This is a genomic window from Methanolobus psychrotolerans, assembly GCF_002243045.1.
In the GTDB taxonomy this organism is placed as follows: Archaea; Halobacteriota; Methanosarcinia; order Methanosarcinales; family Methanosarcinaceae; genus Methanolobus; species Methanolobus psychrotolerans.
The window spans coordinates 1-22,824 of record NZ_MBKP01000016.1 but is presented as its reverse complement, the minus strand read 5'-3'; the positions used below and the strand labels follow the sequence as shown (position 1 = coordinate 22,824).

The following is a 22,824-nucleotide window of genomic DNA, read 5'->3' as shown; positions in this document are numbered from 1 at the left end:
ATCAGAACAACCTGATATCGTTATCATTAAGTATCTTTAGCAGGGATGCACGCAGTTCTTTGAGGTATTTGTCAAGCTCCTCTTCAGTTTTGATCGTATCCTTTGACCTGAATATCGAAGAATCCTTTATCACCCTTGTAGACCGTACAGGAACGACAACCTCTTCTGAACCTGCTTCAGGTTCCTTGATTATCTGCAATTGCTTGCTTATCTTATCATATGCCTGGCTTTCAAGAGAATCCAATGTAGTGGATTGTGCCTGCACGAACACACAATCCCCGGCTTGTGAGATACGTTTTTTGATCTCAGAGAACGGTTGCAGCACAGAATCCATGAACACCTGGGTGAACTCAGGATGTGCCACCATCTCCTTTTCCAGCTCGGATGTAATAGTCCCTATATCTTTGAAAGTCTCCTCCTTAAGCTCAGAAAGAGTTTCCGAAAGGGCACTTTCAATCTCATTCTCCAATGGTGGGAGTGACTTGATATCAGAATACGGCTCCTTTGATTCAAGAATGACTGCAATTTCCTGCACCTTGGACTTTGTCCCTTCATCCATGAATTGCAGGTCCCTTCTGAAATTCTCTACCTTCTTCAAAACCCTTCTGAATATCTCCACCTTAGTGCTTCCAAAGAAAGAGGTAACAGGTTCGACCTCTTCACGCAATCGTATTAATTCATCTTTTTCATCAGCAACATTTTGAAGGAATGAAGAAGGGTCAGTTACATTCAGGATACGCTTAAGGAAGGCAGCATAACCCCTGATCTCCTCTCTGCCAGGGAATCTCTGCTCCTCTTCATACTTTGCTTCGATCTGCTCTGTCCTGATATATTCATCATTGAACAGGCCATGCGTGAAATCAAAGAGATCATTCTCCTTCTCATGGATATTTGTCTTCTCGAATACATCCCTCAGGACCGACCTGACAGTCTTGATAACTTCAACATTTGCCTTTTCCCTTATCTCAAGCACAAGTTTGTCCGCATATTCCTTCCGTGTGAGATATCTCACGATCTCTTCAGCATTTGGTTTCTTAAGGATCAGGTATGTTTTCTGATACCTGAGTTTTATCTCATCCTTTGCAAACAGCGTAGCTACAAGACCCGATATCGTCATTTCATTCCAGCCAAATGGTTTGCGTCTGAACCTATCTTTGATATCCTGCAGCACAACAACATCATTCTTCTGATTCTTTACATTCAAATGTTCCAGTATTTCCCGAAGAGCAAGCTGGTTAGTTTCAGACGTCCCAACACCGAACTTCTCAAGGTCATCTGCCTGAAGTATCCTCAGGATCTCACTGTCACTTACAATATCCCTGTTAACATAACCGGCCTTTTTGTAAACATTCTCAAAGAGCAGGTCTAGGCCATCCTTTATCCTTTCCTTAGGATTCTTCTTCTCAATGCTTGTGACTTCCTTCCCATCAACGAATATCCTGGCCTCGGAAACTCCATCCTCCATCGACTTCTTCGCAGCTTCCCGAAGCTTTTCCTCATCCCCCCTCTTGGCACTGAGGATCTCCCTGACCTCACCAATATTCGTATTAGAGGTATTCTGTGTCAGGTATTTGTTTATCCGCAAGTAATTCCGTATCTGATTAACAAACTCAGCATCCTGCGGGAACACAAAAAGAAGAGTATCAGTGGAATCCACATTGCTTAAGTTCTCCCCGCTCAAAGACCTCTGCCCGCTTCCTCTCAATATATCGTCAGACAAAGGCGTCATGAACTTGATGGTCAGATCTGCACCACTTGTAGGCTTGGTCTTGTCATCAATGGATTTATGGAACTTATAATCCTTGTACTTAGCAGGACATATCTCATCAAAAATGTAAGAGAACATCTCATCAAGGATTCTGTGCTTTTCAATATCGATGTTCTTGATCTCCCTATTTATCTCCTGTTCCTCATTGGTAAGGAAATAATACCTGTCACCGGACTTGTGAATCAGGGTCTGTGCCTCCAGACGCTGCAGTGATGCAGATATCCTGTCTTTCAACTTCCTTTTATCTTCATCAACATGAGATATCGAAAGCACCACAAGGTTATCCAGACTCGGTTGCAGCACATTCACATGCCTTATCATGAAAAGTATCTTCAGGATCTCGCAATCTCCATCCTCAAGGCAATCGTTGTCCTTTGCCTGCTCAATAGTCCGTGTAATAATAGGATCAAGGAAACTCTCTATCGTGTTGTAGAATGTGGAAAAAGGCACCAGTACTCCAAGCTCGTTCTCAGCGTACTTCTCAGTTGCCTCCTTAAAAGCACTGAGCATGGAACGCTCACCCTTTGCAAGGTGTTTTCCCGTAAAACCTGTCTGCCTTATCTTATCGAATACCTTCTGCAGCACAAGGAACTGATAAGGTACAAAAGGATACACATTAACAAAGTCCTCATCTCCCTTGTACAGCTTCATCTCAGCTCCGCCTGGAGAGAAGGTCAACAGGTTTTTCATTATCGTCTTCTTGTCCGTATAATAAGAGGTCAAAGACTCCACATACACCTGTTTCTTTGCCAGGATCCTCTTCTTGATAACCTCGTCCACATTCGCACTGGACAGGCTTAAACGTGTATCAAAACGCCCCTGGATCTTTGAGAAATCATATCCTTTGACCTGGTCTTTCGTGACCGTGTCAATGTCTGCCTGTGATGTAACAACAACCCACGCCTTCCCTGCAAGCTTCGTTCCAAGTTCCTCAACAACGGTCTGCAGGTTCAGCATCAATTCACTATTCTCACCAATATACTGACCAACCTCATCAATAAGGAAGATTATCTGATGATCCTTACCCTTTGAATCACAGTACTTCTTCACCTTCTCCGCAAATTTCTCATTGCTGAAATGATAGTTACTGCCATCAGTATTGAACAATCCAACCAGAGCGTCCCTGCTTTGATACTCACACTTGACAAGGGCATCTATAATGTCATCCGTCTCAAAAGCATAGGTGTCCCGTTTATCTTCCCAAGTATCACCATTTATTTGCTTGAACTCATCCTTGAACTTCTCATAGAGGCCTTTGTTGGTCAGATCTTCTTCCATTTCAGCGATCCAAAGAACATCCCCGAAAAACCCTCTTTTCTCATTGAAAACCCTCATCAGTATATTAACAATGAGTTCATCGTTTCGATTAAGTGTGTTAGCCTTAGAATCAATGTTGAAGAGAATAACGTCCTTTGTTCCGTTATTAACAGCTTTTTCAATGCTAGCAAACAACTGTGGATCATCTATCTTCTCCCTGAAGAACTCCAAGGCAGATTTGCCCCTAACGACTCTGTTCTCCAGAAGATAGGACAGCATCTTGATGAAGTGGGATTTACCCGAACCAAAGAAACCAGATACCCAGACACCAACCTTATCCGTTGGAGTTTCTGTAGCATTGAAGTATCTCTCAAAGAAAAGGTCCAGATGCTTCAGTGATTCTTTAGTGACCACATATTCATCAAGTTCAGTATAGATATTCTCATCGTCTTCCTGATCGACCTTAATAACACCATTGATCTCTCTTTTGATGTCTTTCAGAAAGAGGTCCTGTATTTCAATCTCATTCGTCATTAACTCAACAACCTTAACTTTGAGAAGTATTATCCGTGTTTATAAGCCTAAAAGCACGGTAATAATTTGCGTCCCTGAATTTTCCGAAAAGGCTAAGATCAAAACCACTATATTTTCCGGGATAGAATGTAACAAGTGGTATATTGCCAAGAAGCGGCTGCAAATTATTTAGAACACTGTGAGAGCGAACAATTGGCCAGGCCTTACCCACACCAGTCAGAAATATTAGCTGGAAACCACCATTCTCATTCATTTTTTGTTGAATGGCAGTTTTTAGGATATCAGGTTTTAACATTAACTTTAGTTTTTTGAGCAGTTCATCAGAACCTTTGCTCTCTTCAAAAGCACTGATCTTTTCTGCAGATATTTTCTTTTCTATAATCGCAAGACATACCTCATAAAGATCGATCTCAAGGACCCGAATTGATTTTTTATCTAAAGCCGGTATTATCTTTGCTATTGTATCCCGGACAAGTAATTCTTTTTCAGGAGGGTAATCAAATATCCAGAAAGGAACTTCGTTTCCAAGACCCCTTGCTTTTAAAAAATCCTCTTTTTGGAGTTCTTCTTTTAAAAGTTCCAGTCTTTCTTCGAGCTTCATGATTGCTGCTTATTATCTCTAAAATTATTTAAAGATGGTCTTTTTATTTAGATGACTACTGTATTTTGTTTATGATTGAGTCTTATTCAATCAATCAATCTTATTATCACCAATTTCATAGGAAAATATGTATGAACAATAATCCATAGTTTCAATTTCGTAAATTATCTACAACAACATGATCCTTAATTTCTTCAAGAAACTTACTTTCCGAACCCATTTGGCTGTAAATGACCAGATCTTCCATTGCCCTGGTTACTGCCACATAGAAAAGTCTTCTTTCCTCTTCCTCTTTATCCTTTTTTCTTCCTTTTGCAGCAGGTTCAAAAATATCAGGATTTTCTTTCTCACATGGGAAACCATATAGTCCTTCTACAACATTAAGTAAAAATACTACCCTTGCTTGCAAGCCTTTACTTGAATGAACCGACATAAAACGAATTTTGTTTATTGATTTTGTTTCAAAAGAAATGGGTACATTAAAGAGTGTTGAATATTCTTGTAATTTCCCTTTCATTTTAGGATTATTGGCTATCCTTGAGAGGATCATTATTTCCTGTGGTTCATACCCTTTTTGTAAGTAACTATTAATGGCAATTACACAATGCTGAGCAACCTGTGAATAATAATCATTCATTGATTTTGATTCGTGGACAGAAATAAAAGCTCTTAAAGGTTTCACGGCATCTTTTTGGGCAAATGCATCTTTTTTTAGCTGAGCACCACCATTATGTTTAATTATTTCTGCTCCTGTATCCACAATTGATTTACAACTTCTATAGTTCACAGTAAGATACGTTACAGAAGGATGATCAAAATATTGATCAAAATGAACGAAAAAATCCAGGTTCGAACCAGAGAAACCCATTATACTCTGCCAGTCATCTCCAACACAAAATAACTTGCAGCCATTATTTTTGTCCATAAGAGATTCAATGAGTTCATATCTTTGCTGACTGATATCCTGATATTCATCAACAAGAATATGGTCAAACCTGTTTTTGTATAAATCTTCGTTGTGCTTGAGATTTTTGACTGCCAGATTAATCATATCTGAGAAATCGATTTTGTTCTCAAACTGCAGTCTTTCTTCATAACCAGAGTAAACATTAAGGGCTATATTCGTAAATTCTATTTGTTTCAAAGACCAAGGTTCATTCTTGATTCTTAGTTCTATTTCTTCTGGAGTTAAATTATATGTTTTAGCTATAGTTATGAAATTGCCAATATGATGAGGAAGATTCCGTACAGAAACTACACATTCTTCCCATACTCTTTTTACAAGTTTTTCATATGGAATACTGGTGAACTCAAAATGAGTCCCTGGATTTTTTTCATTTAATGCTTTAAGCAGCCGTTTTTTAAAAATTTCGATAAAATCATTTTGCCTATAATCTTTATGTGTCGTTTCCACAAGTAAATACTTATCTTGTTCTGCAAACTTCTTCTTTTTTTGCTCCATGCCTTCTTTGTAGGCTTTTGAAGGATTGGTCCCTTCAAACCACTCAGGAACTTTGCCATGTTCGTCTATACCCCAGTGTTCAAGATAAATATCATAATCCGGGAAGAAAAAATCAGGTTTTGGAATATGAGTCTCACCATTTTCATTATTATAAGCCATCCATTCAGCAAGATTTTCGTAGAGAACTTTCATTCTTCTTCCGTTCAGATCATGAGTTATAAAAAAGTTGAGAATTTCTCTTTCGGCTTCACTTTTCACTATGGTACCATCTAATGCCTTATATGTCAAATTACGCATATATTCGTAGTATGCCTTTTTTTCATCAAAATCAGATTTAGACTTGCGTACTTCACTGTCACCGTATGCTTTCATGTAGTTAACAATCTCATTTTGAAACTTACTATCCATCAGTTTTTCATTGTAAATTGAAAGAATAAGTTGTCGTTGTTCATTTTCATCAACTATTAGAGGTGTGTCCATTCCCGAATCTCGATGCACTTTCATTAGAATCTCACGACCCAACGAGTGGAACGTTTTTATTTTGACATCAAAACCAAATCTTGAATAGAGTCTTTCATATACTTCTTTGGCAGCTTTGCTTTGAAAAGCAAGAACAAGAATTCTTTTAGGATCTATTGTATCTGGTTTACGTTCGATTAGGTACGCAACCCTTGTAATCAGAACCTCTGTCTTACCTGAACCTGCTCCAGCAACAACTAAGTTATGAGTATCATCCGTTACGACTGCAATCTTTTGGGATTGATCAAGCGGGAAAGGAGATTTCTTGAAAAGATAGTCATATTCTGTAATCATTTCCTCGACAAAAGCAGTATTATCATAAGCTTTAAATTTATTTCTCAGTGTTATCATAGAATTGATTAATTCATTAACGTATTCATTGAAATCATTTAAAAACAGATTTTTATGTTTATTGAGGAATTGAAAATCGTCAATGCACAGATCGCATTTTACGATTGTTGAATATCTTTTGTGGTAAGAAAAATAAGTATCATTTATGGAATCAACGATATCAACTAATTCCTTTAATCTATTTTCATTCTCCTTCTTAACGTCATGAATGATAGTTTCTTTCAGTTTCAATAGCTCATTCTTTTTTCGATTGGCAGTTTTGATCAGGAATATGCCAACAATTAAAGGGATTAATATGTAACCTGCAAATATCAGGCGGTTCTGCTGTTTGATTTCTGTTACTACGGATTTGAGTTGTTCCATTTTTTCGCATGACATTATAGTTACCAAATTTAGAAGGTAGAGGTGAATTGGATGTAGTATAGTATACACATATTAAGTAACGTAATTAAGGCAAATCTTTTATATTAAATTCATGTCAAATCTGCAAACAGTCTCCATATTAGTTTCATAGAATAAACTGTCAAAGTGAGAATCTATGCATCATTATTCGTCTTTTGTCCAGTCCCCGACATATCCCTCGAAATCCACAGAATCACAATAGATGATTTCCTCTTTCATCCATGGTGAAAGATTGTTCCTGTATAATGGGAATGAATAGCGTTCATCAGCTATTACCAAGAAACCTTTATCATCCTTATTTCTGATAACTCTTCCAAGGGATTGGATAGTTTTATTGATGGCTGGAAGATTATATGCTATAAATGTTCCATCAGAACCATATTTACTCTCATAATATGCATTGATCCGTTTCTGGATATTGTTCCATTGTGCAAGTGGCAGACCATAGACAAATGCTCCGACAAGCATGTCTCCTGGGTAATCAATACCTTCACACAACTTACCGCCACAAACACCGAGTATCAATCCTGATTTTCCATCACCAGGCAAGGACTTGAACTTTTTGATTACCTCTTCCGCTTCTTTTGAATCACGTGGTTCAATGAACAACTCTTTATTACTGATCCGGGCTTCAATTTCAGTCCTGTAGATATTCAGAACCTCGTATGAAGGGAAAAATATGGCCAGATTTCCATCTATGCTGCAGAATGTTTCCATGCACCTGAGAGTTCTTTCGAGATTGTCCAGACAATTTCGTTTCTTATAGGCTGAAGTCACATCTTTTATGCATATGAGTCTTCTATTTTCTTCTGGAAATGCATTTGGTACGAAATGTGTAACCACTTTCTCATTCCCAAAATAATATTGACTGAAGACCTCCAGAGGGGATAACGTACCACTGACCATCAGGCAGCAATCATATTCATTTGCAACCTGCTTTATCCTTTCACTTGGATCGATATTCCTTATCTCCAGATTCACTTCAGATTTATCATCAATTGAATAAACAGGCAAAAATGATGAAATCGATTTCAACTTTTCCAGATTTTCCATGAAAGCCTGAAGCCTCTGGATAGAATTACCTGTAAGGTCCATTGAATTGATCTTCCGTGCTTCTATCTCATGGGAGATTATGTTGAGATCATCCTTTAACTTGGAATAAACCTTCAAGTAATTATCCTCACAGAATTCTCTTTTTTCCGGACCACATTTCCTGAAAATAATCTCTTTTAGATTCTCATAGAGAAATACATCATTTTTGTCCTCAGCTATGACATGCATATGGGAAAAAAGCTCGATTGCTTCAACAAGACTGAATATGTTATCAGCATGATTCTTTAATTGTGGACGATCTTTTAGAAGAGCATCAATATCTTCCCTGATGAAATCAAAATCTTTTTTCACAATGTCAGTTGTCTGAATGGATTGAACTGTATTTCCAATATTATGTGCTTCATCTATCAGAATAAGTGAATTGGTCGGTATTTCGCCAGGATTGAGTTTATCGTTAAAGATGTGCAGGAAATTAACAATGATCACATCTGCATTCTTCGTTGCTGCCAGAACAGCTTCGTAGGGACAAACGTTTTCACGTTTACAGAGATTAACAGTGTCGTCTAAATATAATGTATTTTTAAGAATGAAATTAGCTAGTGATTCAAGTTCTTTTGTGAAGACCATCTGTCCTTTATCATTAGTCTCTCTGCTATTAAGATAAAAAGGGCAGACCTTTGTTTGTTCAAATATAGGTGCATCTGTAAAATCATAGTTGGTCAAATGCTCTTCTTTATGACCTTCAGGAACAATTCCCTTTTGTATTAGTTCTCTGGAATTGTGTTGAAGTACCTTGCATACTTCATATTTATCCTCTTTACATGGAATAAGACATAAATCCTGCTTACCAATCAGAGAACAAAATGTAAGATCACTTCTTTTTTCCTTTCTGATCCTGTCAAGTTCATTGATAAAGGTATTCAATTGAGATTTCGTCCTTACTGCCACCAGAATTTTTTTATCTTCACCTGATGCCTTCTTCTTTTCGAGAACGCTCAGAAGTGAAGCTACTATACTTGATTTCCCAGACCCTGTGGGAGCATCGATCAGACCAATACTTCCTTCTAATCCTATTTGTTGTGCAACTTCAAGCATTTCACGCTGATGTTGACGATATTCAGCGTAAGGGAACCAATCATATATTTCGGAACATGTATTGTTATTCATTGTTACCAGCCTCGTCCTTAACCTCATCTTTTGTCAACACCTGACCACAATTCGTGCACCTGTACATTGTTTTGTGATTAGAAGGCATGCAACACCCCATCCAGATACAATCCTGCTCTTCTTTATTAGCAAAACTTTCAAATCTTGGAAGTCCATAGACCATTGGCAATGCCTTCCTTGCTCCACACATGGGACATACTTTTATTCGGGACATAGTACATCATTTCCCGCTGTAAATGCAGTGTGTGGCATAAGAAAAGAGAGCCATCTCAACATCTGCACATTGCCAGATTCCATCTTCTCTCAATCCTGCTTCAACAAACCCCTCAGGATGAGGACAGAGGATACTTGAATCATTCAGCTTATGTGCAATGTATCTCAAAATATTGATCCAGATGGCGTATTCACTTGGCCATGTATCTCTACTTGTTTTTATTGACCCACCATTAGAACTCTGGACGGCAAGTTTCAGAAAATCTATTTTTTTATTCTTGCTATCCCCTCGGCCAAATACTCTTACAAGTCTGGTATCAAGTGCACCAAATTCAGATGGGACTGCAAAACGAAGAAGTTTTGTTGAATATGTGGGACCAAAGCCAGTAATAACCTTGCTTAAGCGATCAAGGTGCATCCCAGGGTACCTTTCAACCCACTCAAATATTGTATCTTCATCATAAAAAGGTATATCCAGATTGCCTGTCAGCTCTACTCTATGTGGGTCCCTAAGTCTTCCCCATTCTGCTATCTGGATCAAATGAGATTTATCGATAGCATTGTTCTTTGCAGCTCCACCAATTGCAATCTCTAGTTTTAAAATTTCAGGAAAACCACTTTTCCATGTGTCTCTGTTCCAACTATAATTTTTGTACCACTCTGCAATATCAACAAGATCTAAGAACGAATCAACTCTTTTCACTCGTTCTTTATCTAAAAATTTAGGTTCAAAAGTCATGATCAATCACCACATGCTTACTTTTCTACAAGCTTCTTCAATGTTCTCTACTGTGTCTATATAGTTCTCCGAAATTCCTGTGTATTGTTCTCTCAAGGTTTTTACCTCTAGATTTCTGATGAACAGGAAAGTTAATAATTATGTTCAATATAACATTATGAACATAATGAACAATAGTGATTCTATGAAAGGCTTACAAGAAATAGTTCATATCATTCCTTTAGGTCATGAAGTTGACAGAGCTTTAAAACCATTTGAAAAATACAAGGCTGACAGGGTCTATATCCTTGCAGTTACGAAAAATGCTGCACTGAAAAAGATGATGCTGAAAAAGCAGCGAGATTATGTGAAAAAAGTAGAGACACTATTGCAATCAAAAGGTATCGAAGTAATATCAATTAATGTTGATATGTTTGATATCAAAGAAGTAATGAAAAGGGTATCCTCAATCATAATGAAAGAAAAAGAGATGAACAACATAATCAACATCAACATGTCAGCCTGTGGGAGATTGACTTCGGTGGGAGTTACACTTGCTGCCATGGTTCATCAGGTAAATGTCTATTATGTTCATGCAGATAATTATTCCTCGTCAGAAGAAGAGATTCAGGAGCACGGTATCAGCAGATGTGAAAATTTGAAAATTACCCCTATTCACAATTTCCAGATAATGATGCCTGACAATGTTAGTAAAATGTTATTATCAAGGCTTTCCCTGAAACCTGATGGAATGGATAATGAAGAGATATTCAGGATTCTGAAAGACAAAGAGGTCCAGGGTTTTGAGGAGCTGCCCGAAGATATGGATAGATATGAGCGGAGAAGTAAAAAAAGGAATTTAATTATGCTACTTAATAAGCGATATTTAGACAAACTGGAGATAATGGGATACATTCAGCGGGAAAAGGTTGGCAGAATAACAGTAACTAAGATCACTGAAGCAGGGCAGTATATTGCGTATGTGAGTGGTTTTATGGAATAATTTCTATAAGTGTCCGATCAGGAGAAAAATAAAGGACTTTGTTAATCAAACATAGATCGATAGATAGATGAGAGCTTATACTTCAACATGAACTGTCCTAGATGCAAGAGTTCCGATCACAAAAAGAATGGAAAAGTCGGTGGACGTCAACGCTACAAATGTCACGATTGTGGCTATAATTATACCGTCGAGGTAAAATCAACTGCTAGTTCCATTTCTGTTAAAAGGCAGGCGTTACAACTTTATCTTGAAGGATTAGGTTTTCGTTCTATCGGACGAGTTCTAGGAGTAAGCCATGTTTCAGTATATAAATGGATTAAGAAATTTGGCGAGGAGTTAGAAGCCCTAAAAAGTGAAAATGAGATAGAGATCGTTGAATTAGATGAGATGCACACTTATATCAGTAACAAAAAAAATATTGCTGGATCTGGATTGCTGTTGATAGAGTTGGGAAAAAATTCATCGACTGCTCTTTTGGCAGCAGGGGCACAGAAACAGGAATACAACTATGGAGAAAGTTAGAAACAAAAGCAGTTGGCCAAATAATGACTGATTACTGGAAAGCATACGCGGCATTTCTTCCTAGAAAAATTCACACACGATCAAAAGCAGAAACGTATACTGTCGAAGGATACAACAGCATACTCAGACACTTTCTGACAAGACTAAGGAGAAAGTCAAAGTGTTATACAAAAAGCCTTGAAATGCTGAAATATTCTGTTTTGCTCTTAATGAAACATAGGAATAAAGAGTTAGCTATGTTTGAATAACAATGCCAAAAGAAATATACCTTGCAACCATGTCTGCTTAGCTAAAAATAGTGCAGCCAACCGCCTCAGGCGGTATATCATATTATTGCTGTGAAAAATAAACTAAAAATCTCCATTGATCTTCTTCCATAACCAGATACCTTCCTAAATTGTGAAAGACAGCATCTTCTGCTACAAACCTTTTCATGTTTTTATCTTTCATGTAAGCTAATCCATATCTACAAATAACTGCTCTAATTTACCTATAGCACTTTCAGCAGTAAAATGCAAGATGCCGATTCCACCTGCTTCTTCCCAACTTTTAATATTTTGAGCATTATCATCTACAAGAATGCAATTAGGAGATGAATATGTCTTTTTATCAGAACGTCTACAGATAATAGCTTTATCTGCAAAGTCCTTACCAATCTCTCTGGCCAGCCAGTCATATTTTCCATTTTTACTGAATTCTGCTACGTTTCCTCTTTTAGGATTTGGATGTGCTGATAGTATTGTTGTATTGTAATTCAGTAGATAATCAACAAGTTCTCTGCCATCTTTTTTCCAGGGCATTTCTGACCAAAAAGTGATTTTTTGAGATTCGATTATCTTCCAGAACTCATCTTTGTCTGAACTATGTAGTTTGATAAGCCCAGATGAAATGCTGTTGCAGGCATTGTCAAAGTCGGTGATTACATTGTCCATATCAAGGTAAATTCTGTATTGGATATTGGTATGATGATTACAGTTCTTTTTTATTGACATTTGATTACCCATCTTTTGATAAAAAACGTAGAATAGAGGAAAGTATAGAACTCTACTTATACAAGATATAGATTGCATTATTCAAGTGCAATACAATCTTTTGCCTTACATTTAGCACCTCATCATAACTTTTTACATTTTTATGTACCGAGTCATTCCTATAAGAACTAATCATACCACATGCAAATTTGATTTTTTGCATATCTTCTGGAGAATAACGTTTTATTAATTCGTCTTTGAACTTTTGGTATACAGGATTCTTACTTTTTTCATTTACATATTGCAGTATTGTTCTCCAACCATTTAGTCCAATAGACCCTTTTTTGTTTTTATCCAGCATGTACTTTAGGTATTGAGGGAATTCTTTTCTTTTAAATTTGCTGTAATCTTCACAAACACAATATCCAAATTCATCATAAATAATTTGACGTATTTGGTTTGAGATCTGACTGTCAAGCATATTCTCCAGGGCTTTGCCATAATAATGCAAAGATGTAGAGAAATCACGTTCATTGATATCTTCCATTTTCTTGATGTCGCTGATCATCAGTTTTTCAGCAGAATACAATGTTTTTCTGATATTATCATCTTTTAAAGAGCTTAGGTTCAGCCTTTTGCTTGAGAGTGCATCAAGTTCTTCCTTAATATTTTCGAGTCTCTTTTTGTCATCTTCTGAAGATAAATTTATTGCTTCTTCAATGCATTCTTTTGCTTTTATGGTCTCTAAGTCTCTTCTATATTCTTTTGCCATTGATTCCCAGGCATAAACACTTTTCAAACAATCAAGAGATTTTTGATAGTTCTCTATCGCTTTATCTGTTTTACCAATGCCAGAATATGCAAGTCCTTTATTGTATAAGAGAAGTGATTTTGTTTCATTGTCTGCTTTTGTATTCAGTCCACGTTCAAAATAGTCAAATGCATTTTCGAAGAATCCTACTTCCAGGTAGGCACAGCCAGCTATTAGATGAAAATTAATATCCTTTGAGATTATTTTCGTTTCAAGTGAATCAATGATTTTATCTACATTTCCCTTTGACCACAACAAAGTTGATGTGTTAATAATCGTAATTATAAATTCCAATAATCCATTGTTTAATTGAGTAAATATGTCACAAGAATCTTCGAGATGCTTAATCCCCTCATCAAAATTATTTTCTTTAATGTCAATTAAACCAATATCGATTTTAGCAATGGCAGCATAAACGGGCTCCTGAGAGTTATCGATTAGTTCTTTGCACAAGTCCTTTGCTTTTAGAAAATTACCGCAATATAGATTATACGTCGCATTATAATTTAAAGAATTGAAACAAGAAAAGCCATGGAGTTTTTCAATCTTATACTCCTTTTCAAAATAGTCCATTGATTTTGCGAATTGAAATGTATGGAAAAGTGATGTTCCATTTTTTGATAGTTCATCAACTTTTATTATGTTTTCAATTTTGTTCAATTTATTATAATCAAAACTACCATCTTGCAGCATAAATTCCATAGAATTAAGTATACTCATTCTCTCTAGAGCACGTTCTTCTGCCAGTGGATTTATGCCGTTTTCATTTAATATTTTTGATAAATACGTGAATTCTTCATTGAATCTGCCCAATCTTCTATTTGCGCAGGCTAAATTGAAATAAATATTACTTTTTTCAGAGGGAGATAATTCTGAACATTTGTCTTCAGTTTCAAGGAAATATTTTTCGGCAATTTCAGTTTCACCTAATTGATAATACATTTCCCCAATATTCTTTAACTCAACTGCCATTTTATGTGTATAATTGCAGTTTTTGTCAACATATTTACCGATGTGTCTTAATAATTGTTTTTCAGTTTCATCGGTGGTCAATTGATTCCAGTCAACATTATTTTTTTCGTTCAGTTCCTTTGATTTGCTAAGTTCTTCCGCTAAAACAAGTGATTTTTTGTAATAATCTATAGCTTCATCAAATTTTCCAAGTTCCCGAAGAGTTGTTGCTAAATTATCATAGCAACTGAACTTAGTATTTGTATTCTCAGTGCTTTTCAGGATAGAGGTCCAAATTATCCTTGCTTCTTCAAAAAAACATGACTGAAAAAGTTCATTTGCAAATATAGATAACTCAAAATAATCATTTTTCTCATTATTACAAAATCGATATTCGCATAGAGCGGACTTATATTCTTCAAGTATATTATCAGATATTTCGAAAGGGTATTCACTATTCAAAATATTTATTTTATCCATTTCGTTATGCGAATTGAACCAAATGAGAGAAGCAACTGAAAAAGCATCATTTATGAATTTATTATAGTTCATTAAAGTATCTAGCATTGAGAGTTCTTTATCATCAGTCATTTCTTTTATTATTTTCACAAGCTTTTTCACAAATTTAACATCATGAGGATTTAATTTCACTAAATTGTGAATATTAAAAGAATGGGAATAGTAGTAATGTGAACAAAATTTTATATTTTCAAGCATGTATTGGCTCTGAGAGTATAACCAGCGATGTGAACCTACTTGTTCCCCATATAAATTATCCTCACTAAATATCTGATAACCCTTGAAATATCCAGATTTATAATCGCTAATAAGTTGTGAGAGTACAAAGAATTCGTTTTCTTCCCCATTATCAATCGCATGCTGAAGTCTTTTAGAAAAATAATATAAGGAATTGTCATTTACTTCATCAAAGTTCTTGGCTTTGTCTAATGACGATGAAAATGGCCAAGTTATTGGATTTTTAATCTCTTTGTCAATCAATTTATCTTCAACTTCATTAGAGAATGATCCAAATAATTCTTGTTCAAAATTTAAGCTTGAAGTGACTAATTTGTTAGTATATTTTTTTACAGTTGCTTTGATTTTTTCATTTTTATTTACTTTATCGAGAACATATAGGTAAAAACCAGGATCATGACATCTTCTGATCAAAAAAAGATTATTCAATTGAAAATGATGGTAAAGCTCTTCTTTTTCCATCTTTGTGGTGCACTGTTTGAATTTCTCCCTTACTTTGAGATGACTATCAATTAGATATGTGTCAAAGAAAAATTCTTTAATTATGTTATAGTCTATTTTACTCATTCTTTCACTCACTTCAAAGAAAAATTACTACACAGATGAATTCAATAATGAATACTTTTTTTCAATTGCTGCAATACTTTCACCACTATTTAATGCCAACATCGAATATATATTTTATGAGACACTATTAATGTCTTTTGAAGCTAGTAACACAGAACATAAATCAATAGTGTTTTTATGTTGATTAAAAACAGGTTTATCTCCTGATTTCAATATAATATCTTCATTCAATTTTTGGTAATTTAGAAATTCTTGATCACTTATTAAGAATTTTGAATAAATTTCATCCTTTATGTTAGGTGCCTTAAATATTTCCCATTTGTCAGGATTTAAGGCTCTTATAAATGGTTTCAAATCCTCTTTGCAGTTTAGTTTTGTAATAATGGTGTTAATCTTCAATTTTACATCCGTACATTTGAGAATATTCGAAACCCTCTGAATGTTCTGTATGTGTTTTCCACATCCTCTTCCCAGTTCTTTTTCAATTTCTTCTTTACTTGAATCAAGAGGAAGTTCTATCCAATCAAGATAAGGGGATAATATTGCAATTTTCGAGCTTGTTAAAAGTGATCCATTAGTTCTGAGAGTTATTACAAATCCCATCTTTTTTGCAATTTTTGTAATGTCATATATAAAAGGATAAAGTAAAGGTTCTCCACCAACAAGGTTTATTTTCTCAAATCCCATATCATATAATCTGAACAATATAGTTTCGGCGTCTAGTATTTCAGTAATCGTTGATTTTTGTTTTTTGACAGAACAAAATTTGCAATTGTAATTACATTTCAATGTAATATGCCAATTGATTGAATCAAGGAAAGTACTTGATTGAAAACCTTTTGTGAGATTTTTCATACTTTGCACCTGTGTAAAATATCGAGCATTTTTTCAGCAGCGTCCTCACCCATCTGAATCACATGAAGTAGTATCCCATACTCCTCTGATATTTCTGAAGCCTTCCTCCTTTCGAAATCAAGCTCTTTCCTGATAACATCCAGATCAATGATCCTTTTCTTGTTAGTATCTCTTTGTCGATGGTCAAGAATACGTTCAGGATATGAATCAAGCAGGATAATGTCCGTATAAAATCCGTAATCCTCATGGGTAAAGATTACATCAATTTCTCCAGACTTCAAATTGTAGACCGTAAGGTGGGAATCAACCAGCAAATCCTTTCCATTTACTTCCTGCATTTTATGAAGTGAATCCCTGATTTTCAACCTGTAAGCATATTTTTTGTATTCAGGTAAGAATTCAAATTGAGAGTAAGCTTCCCCCATCATATCCTGAAGAATATCAGAGCCTGAAGTGAAAATAAAATTCAGCTTTTCTTTGTTAATCTCTTTAAGCACACGTGACTTTCCAACTCCCCTTACACCTGTAAAGCAGATCCTTCTCAATGAATTCAGATTATCCAGAGAAGAATCTGAAAAAGAAAAGACCGGTTTAGTTCCAGTCATAGACAGCTCTCCTTCCATTGTACTTGTCTGCATCAACCAGATCTGCAAGCTCCATATGATGAAGCGATTCAAAAGTAATTGTTGAGCGCTGATTGCCTTTACTTAGAAGAATATCACCATCCGGACCTATGATGAAATATGATTCCAGCATATCTTCAACAGATTCAAAGACAGGTGAGGTGCCATTTTTGAATACAAGTCCATCGTTTATATTCCTGAAGATATCAAATTCTTCCTGGTTAAGAATAAGATCAAGAGCATCATCATTCTGGCCTTTCATATGAAGTATCTGGAAGACCTTCCACCTTTCCGGACACAAGGATGATATGAACGGCTTCATATCTTCAGAGTAGTTCATCCTGGTGACTGTAGTGTTGATCTTTAACTTCATGCCATAGTCGTGGACAAGTTCGGAAACCTTACGGACATGTTCCACATGATTCCCGTTTCCCCTCCCCAGTTCTTTTTCGATTAATTCATCCGCAGAATCTACTGATATACCTACCCAGTCCACACACTCACTCATTTGCCTGAGATTATTCTCATTGAGCAGAGCTGCGTTTGTGACAATGCTAACGATGAATCCCATATCCTTTGCCATCGTTAGAAGGTAGTTCAGATTTTTGTATAACAAAGGCTCTCCGCCAGCAAAATTGATTTTCTCAATTCCTTTTTCCTTTAAAGTTTCAAGTTTATGTCTGGCTTTTTCAATATCTTTGAATTCCCCACTCATGTTTTTGTAGAAACAAAACCTGCATTTGTAGTTGCAATTCATGGTCACGTGCCAGTTTACAGATTTTATTGTTGTATTCGTCATCAACTGAGAATTCGTTCCAGTGTACATAATAATTTTTTAAATTTACTAATTATTTAATAAATAGATTTATTAATTAATAAACTTAAAATGAAACATAGAATGACAAAAAAAGAGAAAATTCACATAATGAGTGCCGGGGCGAATGTGCATAACACATTTTCCATAGCAATCTACAACATCTCACCGGCATTCGAGGTATATGTCATTGCTGAAAAGAGAATCTATGAGGATTCAGATGATCCAGACAAACAGAAAACAAGAGAAGCTATCAGAAGGTCTATAGAGAATTTAAAAGAACTAGCCACACCGATTGCAAAAAAAGGAGTGCATGAGAAAATTATAGAAGCCGACACTCTTGATCATATCAAGGATGCAGTTTTTGAGATATATAAGAAGAATCCCGATGCTGAGTACTACTTTAACGTATCAGGAGGAACTAAAGCACTATCAATAGGCTTGTTCATGATGGCTTTGTGGTTCGAAGCAATACCTTACCATGTAGATATGGAAAAAACAGCTAAAACAATCTCAATACCAAAAGTTCACATTGAAGATTTCCAGGCAAACCCTAACAGGGTAACTATACTTAGAATTCTGGACGAACAAAAGCCTTCGAGTGATGAAAAATTGAAAAAACTGCCAAGAAAAAAATTGTTTGAAAAACTCTCAAAGGAATATATTCCAATAAGAGATAAGAAAAGAGCTGACAGGAACCTTAAAGATGGCGTATTCAATTCCTTAACAAGAGACCTTCTCAACTGGAATCTTATCGATGAAAAGCATATCGAAGGAAGTAAGAAGGAAAAGGAGTATATTTTGACCTCTGATGGGGAGTTCACATTGAAGTTTGTGAGCCTGAAAGGAAAATAGGATTCGAAAATGCTGACCTCAAGCAGTCGTCCAATCACTATAAACATATACCGACTCGGTGTTCGAACCCCACGCAACGATACGGACACGATACCGCTCTCCCACAGGTGCTTTAAGGTTTGATACGCTGTACTTAATACCTTCCTCTGCATTCAATGCAGGAATAACGTCACTTGCAATCTGGTCCCATACCCTCCCTTCAGTTCTTGTCTCAAGAGAGGTATATATGACCACATCCTCTGCAGTTGCAGAACCCACATTCTCAAGCTCGATGTCCAGGTCCACATACCTGTAGTAAGCATCGTTAACGGACATACCCTCAAAGTCGATACTCAGCTCCGGAAAACCGTAGTAAATGGGATATATAAGTGCTTCATCATCCAGGAACTCGTCAGGTATCTCACCGACATCCCACCCGGAATTTGTTGTTTCAAGGTAATAGAACTTAGTTCCTGCATACTCATAGTAAGCCCCTTCGAGACTGTCAGCTCCCTTCACTCCAACCGCCATATGTCCGGGCAGCTCAATCAGGGCAACCCCATAACCCATATCGTAAAGGATCGATGCAAGCAGTATAGATGAATCTTCACAATCCCCTCCACCATTGTAGAGTGTCTCGAACGGGAACCTTGGGTACTCGTCATACCCTGACGATACACTATCACTGATATAGGGAAGCGACTGAACAAATGTCATGGCAATATATGGGATCTCATCGTCCCCATAACCCGCGTTATGAGCAAGATCTTCCAGCTGGCTGCTGATCTGGGAGATCAGTTCGTCATCATAAGGGTCCGTTACAAAACGATCATAGTTACGAGCCCTACTTCTTTCAGAATAGTCATCATACGCATCTATGTAATACTCGGATTGGATCGTGAACTCATAAGCATCATAGTCCCAGGTGTAGGTACGGGTCATGGTATCAGTATCGATCTTGACTTCCGCTTTAGCCTCCAGCATGCTTTCAGGAACGGATGAATCAAAATCGATCTCCGGTCTTATGGTACATGTCAGTTCTACGACGAAGCTGTTGTCAAGTATTCTGTCTACATGCACAGAGTACACAACATTCTTCTTATTCGGATCTTTAACATCATATGTCTGTCCAAGATAGATTGTTTGTGTGGCATATTCCTGATTATCTTTCCGGAATGAAATCCGTACAAACTCTTCTTTTCGTTTGATCTCAAGAACCTTAAGGGAATATCCGTTCTCTAATTCGAAGATAGCTGTTTTTTTCAAGCTTGCATTGTGAATTTCGTAGTTAAGGTCGGCGTTCTTATCATCTGCAACATCACTAACCGGATCACTATGCACAGAACTCTGGTCATCCTCAACGCATCCACTGAAAGAACATATGACCAAAAACAACACAATCCATGGAAAAAACTTTAAAAAGACCATATGTAAAATGAATTAATATTTGAATATAATAATCTTGTGGTAAAAATATATACTCTAGCAAACCAAGAAAAGCATATATTATTTGGTCTGGCAAACCAAATAGACTATAAACAACAAAAGACAACTAAGAATCATGGACAAAGATAAACTAAAGGTCATTCTAAAAGAGCAGAACGATACAATAAAAGAAGTTGAGGGCCTGGTAAAAAAGAGAGCTGCTGGATAAGATTACAGATAAAACATCAGACCTTATCATTATTGTATCCGGACTTAGAAGAGCTGGTAAATCAACGCTCATGAACGAGATCAGAAAAGACCATCTGAATGAGAGCTATTTTGTAAACTTTGACGATGAAAGGTTCTTTGATTTTACAATAGAAGACTTTCAGACAATGTATGAATTGCTGATAGAGCTGTATGGTGAAAGAGATACCTTCTTTTTTGACGAGATACAGAACATACAGGGTTGGGAAAGGTTTGTCATACGCCTTCATGATGATAAGAAAAAGGTGTACGTCACAGGTTCGAATGCAAGTATGCTAAGCCGTGAACTTGGAACTCACCTTACAGGCAGGCACCTTCCCAAAATGAGCTTGTAAAGGTGCACGTAATAGACACAGAAGTTGTCCACGACTAGGTCATTGATGGGTTCTCCAAAACTATCATCAAAATAGTAGCTTCATGGGAACCTGTTGACCTTAACACCAGCACCAGGCCCAGAAGCATCCTGGACTTTGAAGAGGTGATAGACTATCTGCAGATGCCCTATGTAGGAGATAAAGGAATAATTGAATGTATAGGCCTTGGCAGTGGCATCTATATCAATTCAACTCCTCCATGTGGCAGAAAGACAGGAGGCATTAATGCAGCAGTTCTTGGAAAACAGAAGAACTGGAACGGTTATACGGGCTCAATGAATTCTGTCATTCCTTCTGATTTTAAAAGAGTATCATCGGATTATTTCTACAGGATCTCAGAGCAGGATAAGGCAGTCGATCTCGGACAGAGAAGAGAAATCAGCCTGTCATATCTTAACCTGGAAATGACGCCAATGCAAATTCCCATAATACTTGATGTAGATAATGTCAAAAGCAGAAAGAAAATCAATGAATACTGCAGGGAAGATTATCCCATCCTCAATGCATATCTTATCGATTCACTCTTGATGAATCCCTCCATTCCCGGGAACCTGGATAGCTACATTGTTGAGAAGACCTATGAGTTCAAGAACGACGTAATAGACATGGGCGGTTTGAAATACAATCAAGATTTGGGTTCTTCGCCCCCCTTGATGAGTATGGCGTATCAAGGCTTCAGCATAAGGCCGAATGTTCAAAGATGATGTAAAGGAGGTTTTCGACTTCAGTATGGATATGATACACTGGACAAACAGGGAACTCCCCACTCCTCTTAAGCCCTCTGAACGTTATTCTCTTAAAAGGGATGAGGAAACACTCTACAAGGACCTGTGCAACGCCTTTGGCACCGATGTCGATGTATCTGTAGAGGAAGCAAATAAAGCGACGGTACTAAATGAGTTTGCATTTGACGATGCCCTTCAGAAGCTTAATATCAGAGGGCTTGTTTTGCTGATGAACAATTATACCACAATTCGGATACTTTGCAAGATATAGGCTGGTTTTGCCGAAGTATTAAACAGATATCAACTGGTTCTAAATTACCACAAAAAAATTATTTGTAGTATACAATTTGTTCAAGAAAAAAACAATCACATAAATCAATCAAAATGCCAATATAATTCATACTTAAAACATTTCTTTATTTTTGCTTCCTTATTATCTAAACATTATTAAATCTCCATAAATTAGAGACTTTTCTATTATTTTCGGATCACCCTTCAAATCCGGCCAAACCCTCTTAAAAATCTCTCCCTTAAATAATCCGTTGTCTTAATACACTCTTTTGCATTCTTATTTTAAAAAATAAGAGTTAAATAGTTGTTATTAACAGATGGTTACCACTACTACAAAAGTATAAACACAGTTTCGTAGGGGCATCATCCATATTTGTTTCGTGCTATCTCGAGTGGAAACTTACCTTTACAGATTCCTGTATTGAACCTCCTCCGATTCATGAATGTAAACAATTTATTAAAAAAGTTGGCCAGTCCACTGGTTGTTTTAAACCTGAGTTCCCAAGTTTTAAGCGCATATCAACAGGAGATGTAAATAGAAAATGCCACTAGAATTTGATTTTTACTTCTTGCCAAACTAAATAATGTAGTAAAATACAAGCACATATTTCCGTATCAAGAGACTTTTATGAGCCTAAAAAAACGGAAGTCAGGTTGTGTATTCAATAGTTGTTTTGAAGTAGACACTGGGTATTATTACCCAGCTCGCTTCTTTTTCTTTATTGTTCTTCATGGAAAGAGGTTTTTGCATACATTTCCGATTGCAATTTCAATAACCGGCAATAATAACTTTGTCACTCACTCTACAATAGAATCTGAAAAGTAATCTTCCAATGTCAGCAGCAAAACATTTTCCTGCTTTGCTATCTCATGCAAGTTCTTAGTAAAACCAGACTTACTGATGAGTGCAAAATACTCTTTTCTTTCAGTGAACCATTTAACATGAGCTGCCTTCTCCTTCAGACTGAAATAGACATCTGCATTGATCTT

18 protein-coding genes and 1 pseudogene are annotated in these 22,824 nt (G+C 36.5%); 6 read left to right on the top strand and 13 right to left on the bottom strand.

From position 1 onward, the window contains the following. Position 1: 1 nt before the first annotated feature. The 6 genes from brxC to BB781_RS06845 form a co-directional block, all read right to left on the bottom strand. Complete coding sequence (brxC, locus tag BB781_RS06865) at positions 2–3,559, bottom strand: BREX system P-loop protein BrxC (RefSeq protein ID WP_094227763.1); 3,558 nt, start codon at positions 3,557–3,559, stop codon at positions 2–4. Between the two features lie 13 nt (positions 3,560–3,572). Continuing rightward, positions 3,573–4,160, bottom strand: coding sequence for a DUF1788 domain-containing protein (locus BB781_RS06860; RefSeq protein WP_094227762.1), 588 nt, complete (start codon positions 4,158–4,160; stop codon positions 3,573–3,575). Between the two features lie 151 nt (positions 4,161–4,311). Next, positions 4,312–6,870: a UvrD-helicase domain-containing protein gene (locus BB781_RS06855; RefSeq protein ID WP_094227761.1), complete on the bottom strand. Its 2,559-nt coding sequence runs from the start codon at positions 6,868–6,870 to the stop codon at positions 4,312–4,314. 168 nt (positions 6,871–7,038) lie between these two features. Then, on the bottom strand, positions 7,039–9,114 hold the full coding sequence (locus tag BB781_RS06850) for an ATP-dependent DNA helicase (protein WP_164997805.1): 2,076 nt from the start codon (positions 9,112–9,114) through the stop codon (positions 7,039–7,041). After that, positions 9,107–9,328: a hypothetical protein gene (locus BB781_RS15325; protein WP_129582655.1), complete on the bottom strand. Its 222-nt coding sequence runs from the start codon at positions 9,326–9,328 to the stop codon at positions 9,107–9,109. Before BB781_RS15325 ends, BB781_RS06850 begins: the two co-directional genes overlap by 8 nt. 6 nt (positions 9,329–9,334) lie before the next feature. Beyond that, the gene (locus tag BB781_RS06845; protein WP_094227759.1) at positions 9,335–10,066 is read right to left on the bottom strand and encodes a hypothetical protein; all 732 of its coding nucleotides are present in this window, start codon (positions 10,064–10,066) and stop codon (positions 9,335–9,337) included. Between the two features lie 184 nt (positions 10,067–10,250). On the opposite strand from BB781_RS06845, the gene BB781_RS06840 reads away from it, so the two are divergent. Together BB781_RS06840 and BB781_RS06835 are read left to right on the top strand one after the other, a co-directional pair. Then, positions 10,251–11,048 (top strand): HFX_2341 family transcriptional regulator domain-containing protein, encoded by a 798-nt coding sequence (locus BB781_RS06840; RefSeq protein WP_129582654.1) that lies wholly within the window; start codon positions 10,251–10,253, stop codon positions 11,046–11,048. Positions 11,049–11,135: 87 nt separating this feature from the next. Next, positions 11,136–11,818 (top strand): IS1 family transposase gene (locus BB781_RS06835; RefSeq protein WP_094227757.1). Its coding sequence is split into 2 segments (ribosomal slippage): positions 11,136–11,456 and positions 11,459–11,818, totalling 681 coding nucleotides; the frame shifts between segments, so codons are not numbered across the junction. Between the two features lie 207 nt (positions 11,819–12,025). Here the strand turns inward: BB781_RS06835 and BB781_RS06830 are convergent. The 5 genes from BB781_RS06830 to BB781_RS06810 all read right to left on the bottom strand — a co-directional run bounded on the left by BB781_RS06830 (position 12,026) and on the right by BB781_RS06810 (position 17,903). Beyond that, the gene (locus tag BB781_RS06830) at positions 12,026–12,562 is read right to left on the bottom strand and encodes a hypothetical protein (RefSeq protein ID WP_094227756.1); all 537 of its coding nucleotides are present in this window, start codon (positions 12,560–12,562) and stop codon (positions 12,026–12,028) included. Positions 12,563–12,614: 52 nt separating this feature from the next. Then, the gene (locus BB781_RS06825) at positions 12,615–15,626 is read right to left on the bottom strand and encodes a tetratricopeptide repeat protein (protein ID WP_094227755.1); all 3,012 of its coding nucleotides are present in this window, start codon (positions 15,624–15,626) and stop codon (positions 12,615–12,617) included. 114 nt (positions 15,627–15,740) lie between these two features. Beyond that, the gene (locus BB781_RS06820; protein WP_094227754.1) at positions 15,741–16,481 is read right to left on the bottom strand and encodes a viperin family antiviral radical SAM protein; all 741 of its coding nucleotides are present in this window, start codon (positions 16,479–16,481) and stop codon (positions 15,741–15,743) included. After that, the gene (locus BB781_RS06815) at positions 16,478–17,086 is read right to left on the bottom strand and encodes an AAA family ATPase (protein WP_164997804.1); all 609 of its coding nucleotides are present in this window, start codon (positions 17,084–17,086) and stop codon (positions 16,478–16,480) included. Before BB781_RS06815 ends, BB781_RS06820 begins: the two co-directional genes overlap by 4 nt. Further along, positions 17,073–17,903, bottom strand: coding sequence for a viperin family antiviral radical SAM protein (locus BB781_RS06810; protein ID WP_164997803.1), 831 nt, complete (start codon positions 17,901–17,903; stop codon positions 17,073–17,075). The genes BB781_RS06815 and BB781_RS06810 overlap by 14 nt, the downstream gene beginning before the upstream one ends. Positions 17,904–18,002: 99 nt before the next feature. Here BB781_RS06810 and BB781_RS06805 point away from each other — a divergent pair, with 99 nt between their 5' ends. After that, positions 18,003–18,773 carry a DUF6293 family protein gene (locus BB781_RS06805; protein ID WP_094227751.1) on the top strand — a complete coding sequence of 257 codons (771 nt, stop codon included), beginning with the start codon at positions 18,003–18,005 and terminating at the stop codon, positions 18,771–18,773. Positions 18,774–18,791: 18 nt separating this feature from the next. Here the strand turns inward: BB781_RS06805 and BB781_RS06800 are convergent, their stop codons facing one another. Next, complete coding sequence (locus BB781_RS06800; RefSeq protein ID WP_394335327.1) at positions 18,792–20,150, bottom strand: hypothetical protein; 1,359 nt, start codon at positions 20,148–20,150, stop codon at positions 18,792–18,794. Between the two features lie 326 nt (positions 20,151–20,476). Between BB781_RS06800 and BB781_RS06795 the strand changes: the two genes are divergently transcribed. The 3 genes from BB781_RS06795 to BB781_RS06785 all read left to right on the top strand — a co-directional run bounded on the left by BB781_RS06795 (position 20,477) and on the right by BB781_RS06785 (position 21,814). Continuing rightward, positions 20,477–20,779, top strand: coding sequence for an AAA family ATPase (locus BB781_RS06795; RefSeq protein ID WP_242492567.1), 303 nt, complete (start codon positions 20,477–20,479; stop codon positions 20,777–20,779). A 161-nt stretch (positions 20,780–20,940) separates the two neighbouring features. Then, positions 20,941–21,522 (top strand): hypothetical protein, encoded by a 582-nt coding sequence (locus BB781_RS06790; protein WP_094227748.1) that lies wholly within the window; start codon positions 20,941–20,943, stop codon positions 21,520–21,522. After that, positions 21,509–21,814, top strand: coding sequence for a hypothetical protein (locus tag BB781_RS06785; RefSeq protein WP_094227747.1), 306 nt, complete (start codon positions 21,509–21,511; stop codon positions 21,812–21,814). Before BB781_RS06790 ends, BB781_RS06785 begins: the two co-directional genes overlap by 14 nt. 818 nt (positions 21,815–22,632) lie before the next feature. Here the strand turns inward: BB781_RS06785 and BB781_RS06780 are convergent. Then, positions 22,633–22,824: pseudogene (locus BB781_RS06780) on the bottom strand (ATP-binding protein); the annotation flags it as partial.

Bases quoted from the DNA above. Each gene is read 5' to 3' on its own strand.
- BB781_RS06820 (WP_094227754.1), bottom strand. From the start codon at position 16,481: ATGAAAAATCTCACAAAAGGTTTTCAATCAAGTACTTTCCTTGATTCA.
- BB781_RS06830 (WP_094227756.1), bottom strand. From the start codon at position 12,562: ATGTCAATAAAAAAGAACTGTAATCATCATACCAATATCCAATACAGA.
- BB781_RS06785 (WP_094227747.1), top strand. From the start codon at position 21,509: ATGTTCAAAGATGATGTAAAGGAGGTTTTCGACTTCAGTATGGATATG.
- BB781_RS06850 (WP_164997805.1), bottom strand. From the start codon at position 9,114: ATGAATAACAATACATGTTCCGAAATATATGATTGGTTCCCTTACGCT.
- BB781_RS06790 (WP_094227748.1), top strand. From the start codon at position 20,941: ATGCCCTATGTAGGAGATAAAGGAATAATTGAATGTATAGGCCTTGGC.
- BB781_RS06855 (WP_094227761.1), bottom strand. From the start codon at position 6,870: ATGTCATGCGAAAAAATGGAACAACTCAAATCCGTAGTAACAGAAATC.
- BB781_RS06815 (WP_164997804.1), bottom strand. From the start codon at position 17,086: ATGACTGGAACTAAACCGGTCTTTTCTTTTTCAGATTCTTCTCTGGAT.
- BB781_RS06840 (WP_129582654.1), top strand. From the start codon at position 10,251: ATGAAAGGCTTACAAGAAATAGTTCATATCATTCCTTTAGGTCATGAA.
- brxC (WP_094227763.1), bottom strand. From the start codon at position 3,559: ATGACGAATGAGATTGAAATACAGGACCTCTTTCTGAAAGACATCAAA.
- BB781_RS06805 (WP_094227751.1), top strand. From the start codon at position 18,003: ATGACAAAAAAAGAGAAAATTCACATAATGAGTGCCGGGGCGAATGTG.
- BB781_RS06810 (WP_164997803.1), bottom strand. From the start codon at position 17,903: ATGACGAATACAACAATAAAATCTGTAAACTGGCACGTGACCATGAAT.
- BB781_RS06795 (WP_242492567.1), top strand. From the start codon at position 20,477: ATGAACGAGATCAGAAAAGACCATCTGAATGAGAGCTATTTTGTAAAC.
- BB781_RS06860 (WP_094227762.1), bottom strand. From the start codon at position 4,160: ATGAAGCTCGAAGAAAGACTGGAACTTTTAAAAGAAGAACTCCAAAAA.
- BB781_RS06825 (WP_094227755.1), bottom strand. From the start codon at position 15,626: ATGAGTAAAATAGACTATAACATAATTAAAGAATTTTTCTTTGACACA.
- BB781_RS06845 (WP_094227759.1), bottom strand. From the start codon at position 10,066: ATGACTTTTGAACCTAAATTTTTAGATAAAGAACGAGTGAAAAGAGTT.
- BB781_RS15325 (WP_129582655.1), bottom strand. From the start codon at position 9,328: ATGTCCCGAATAAAAGTATGTCCCATGTGTGGAGCAAGGAAGGCATTG.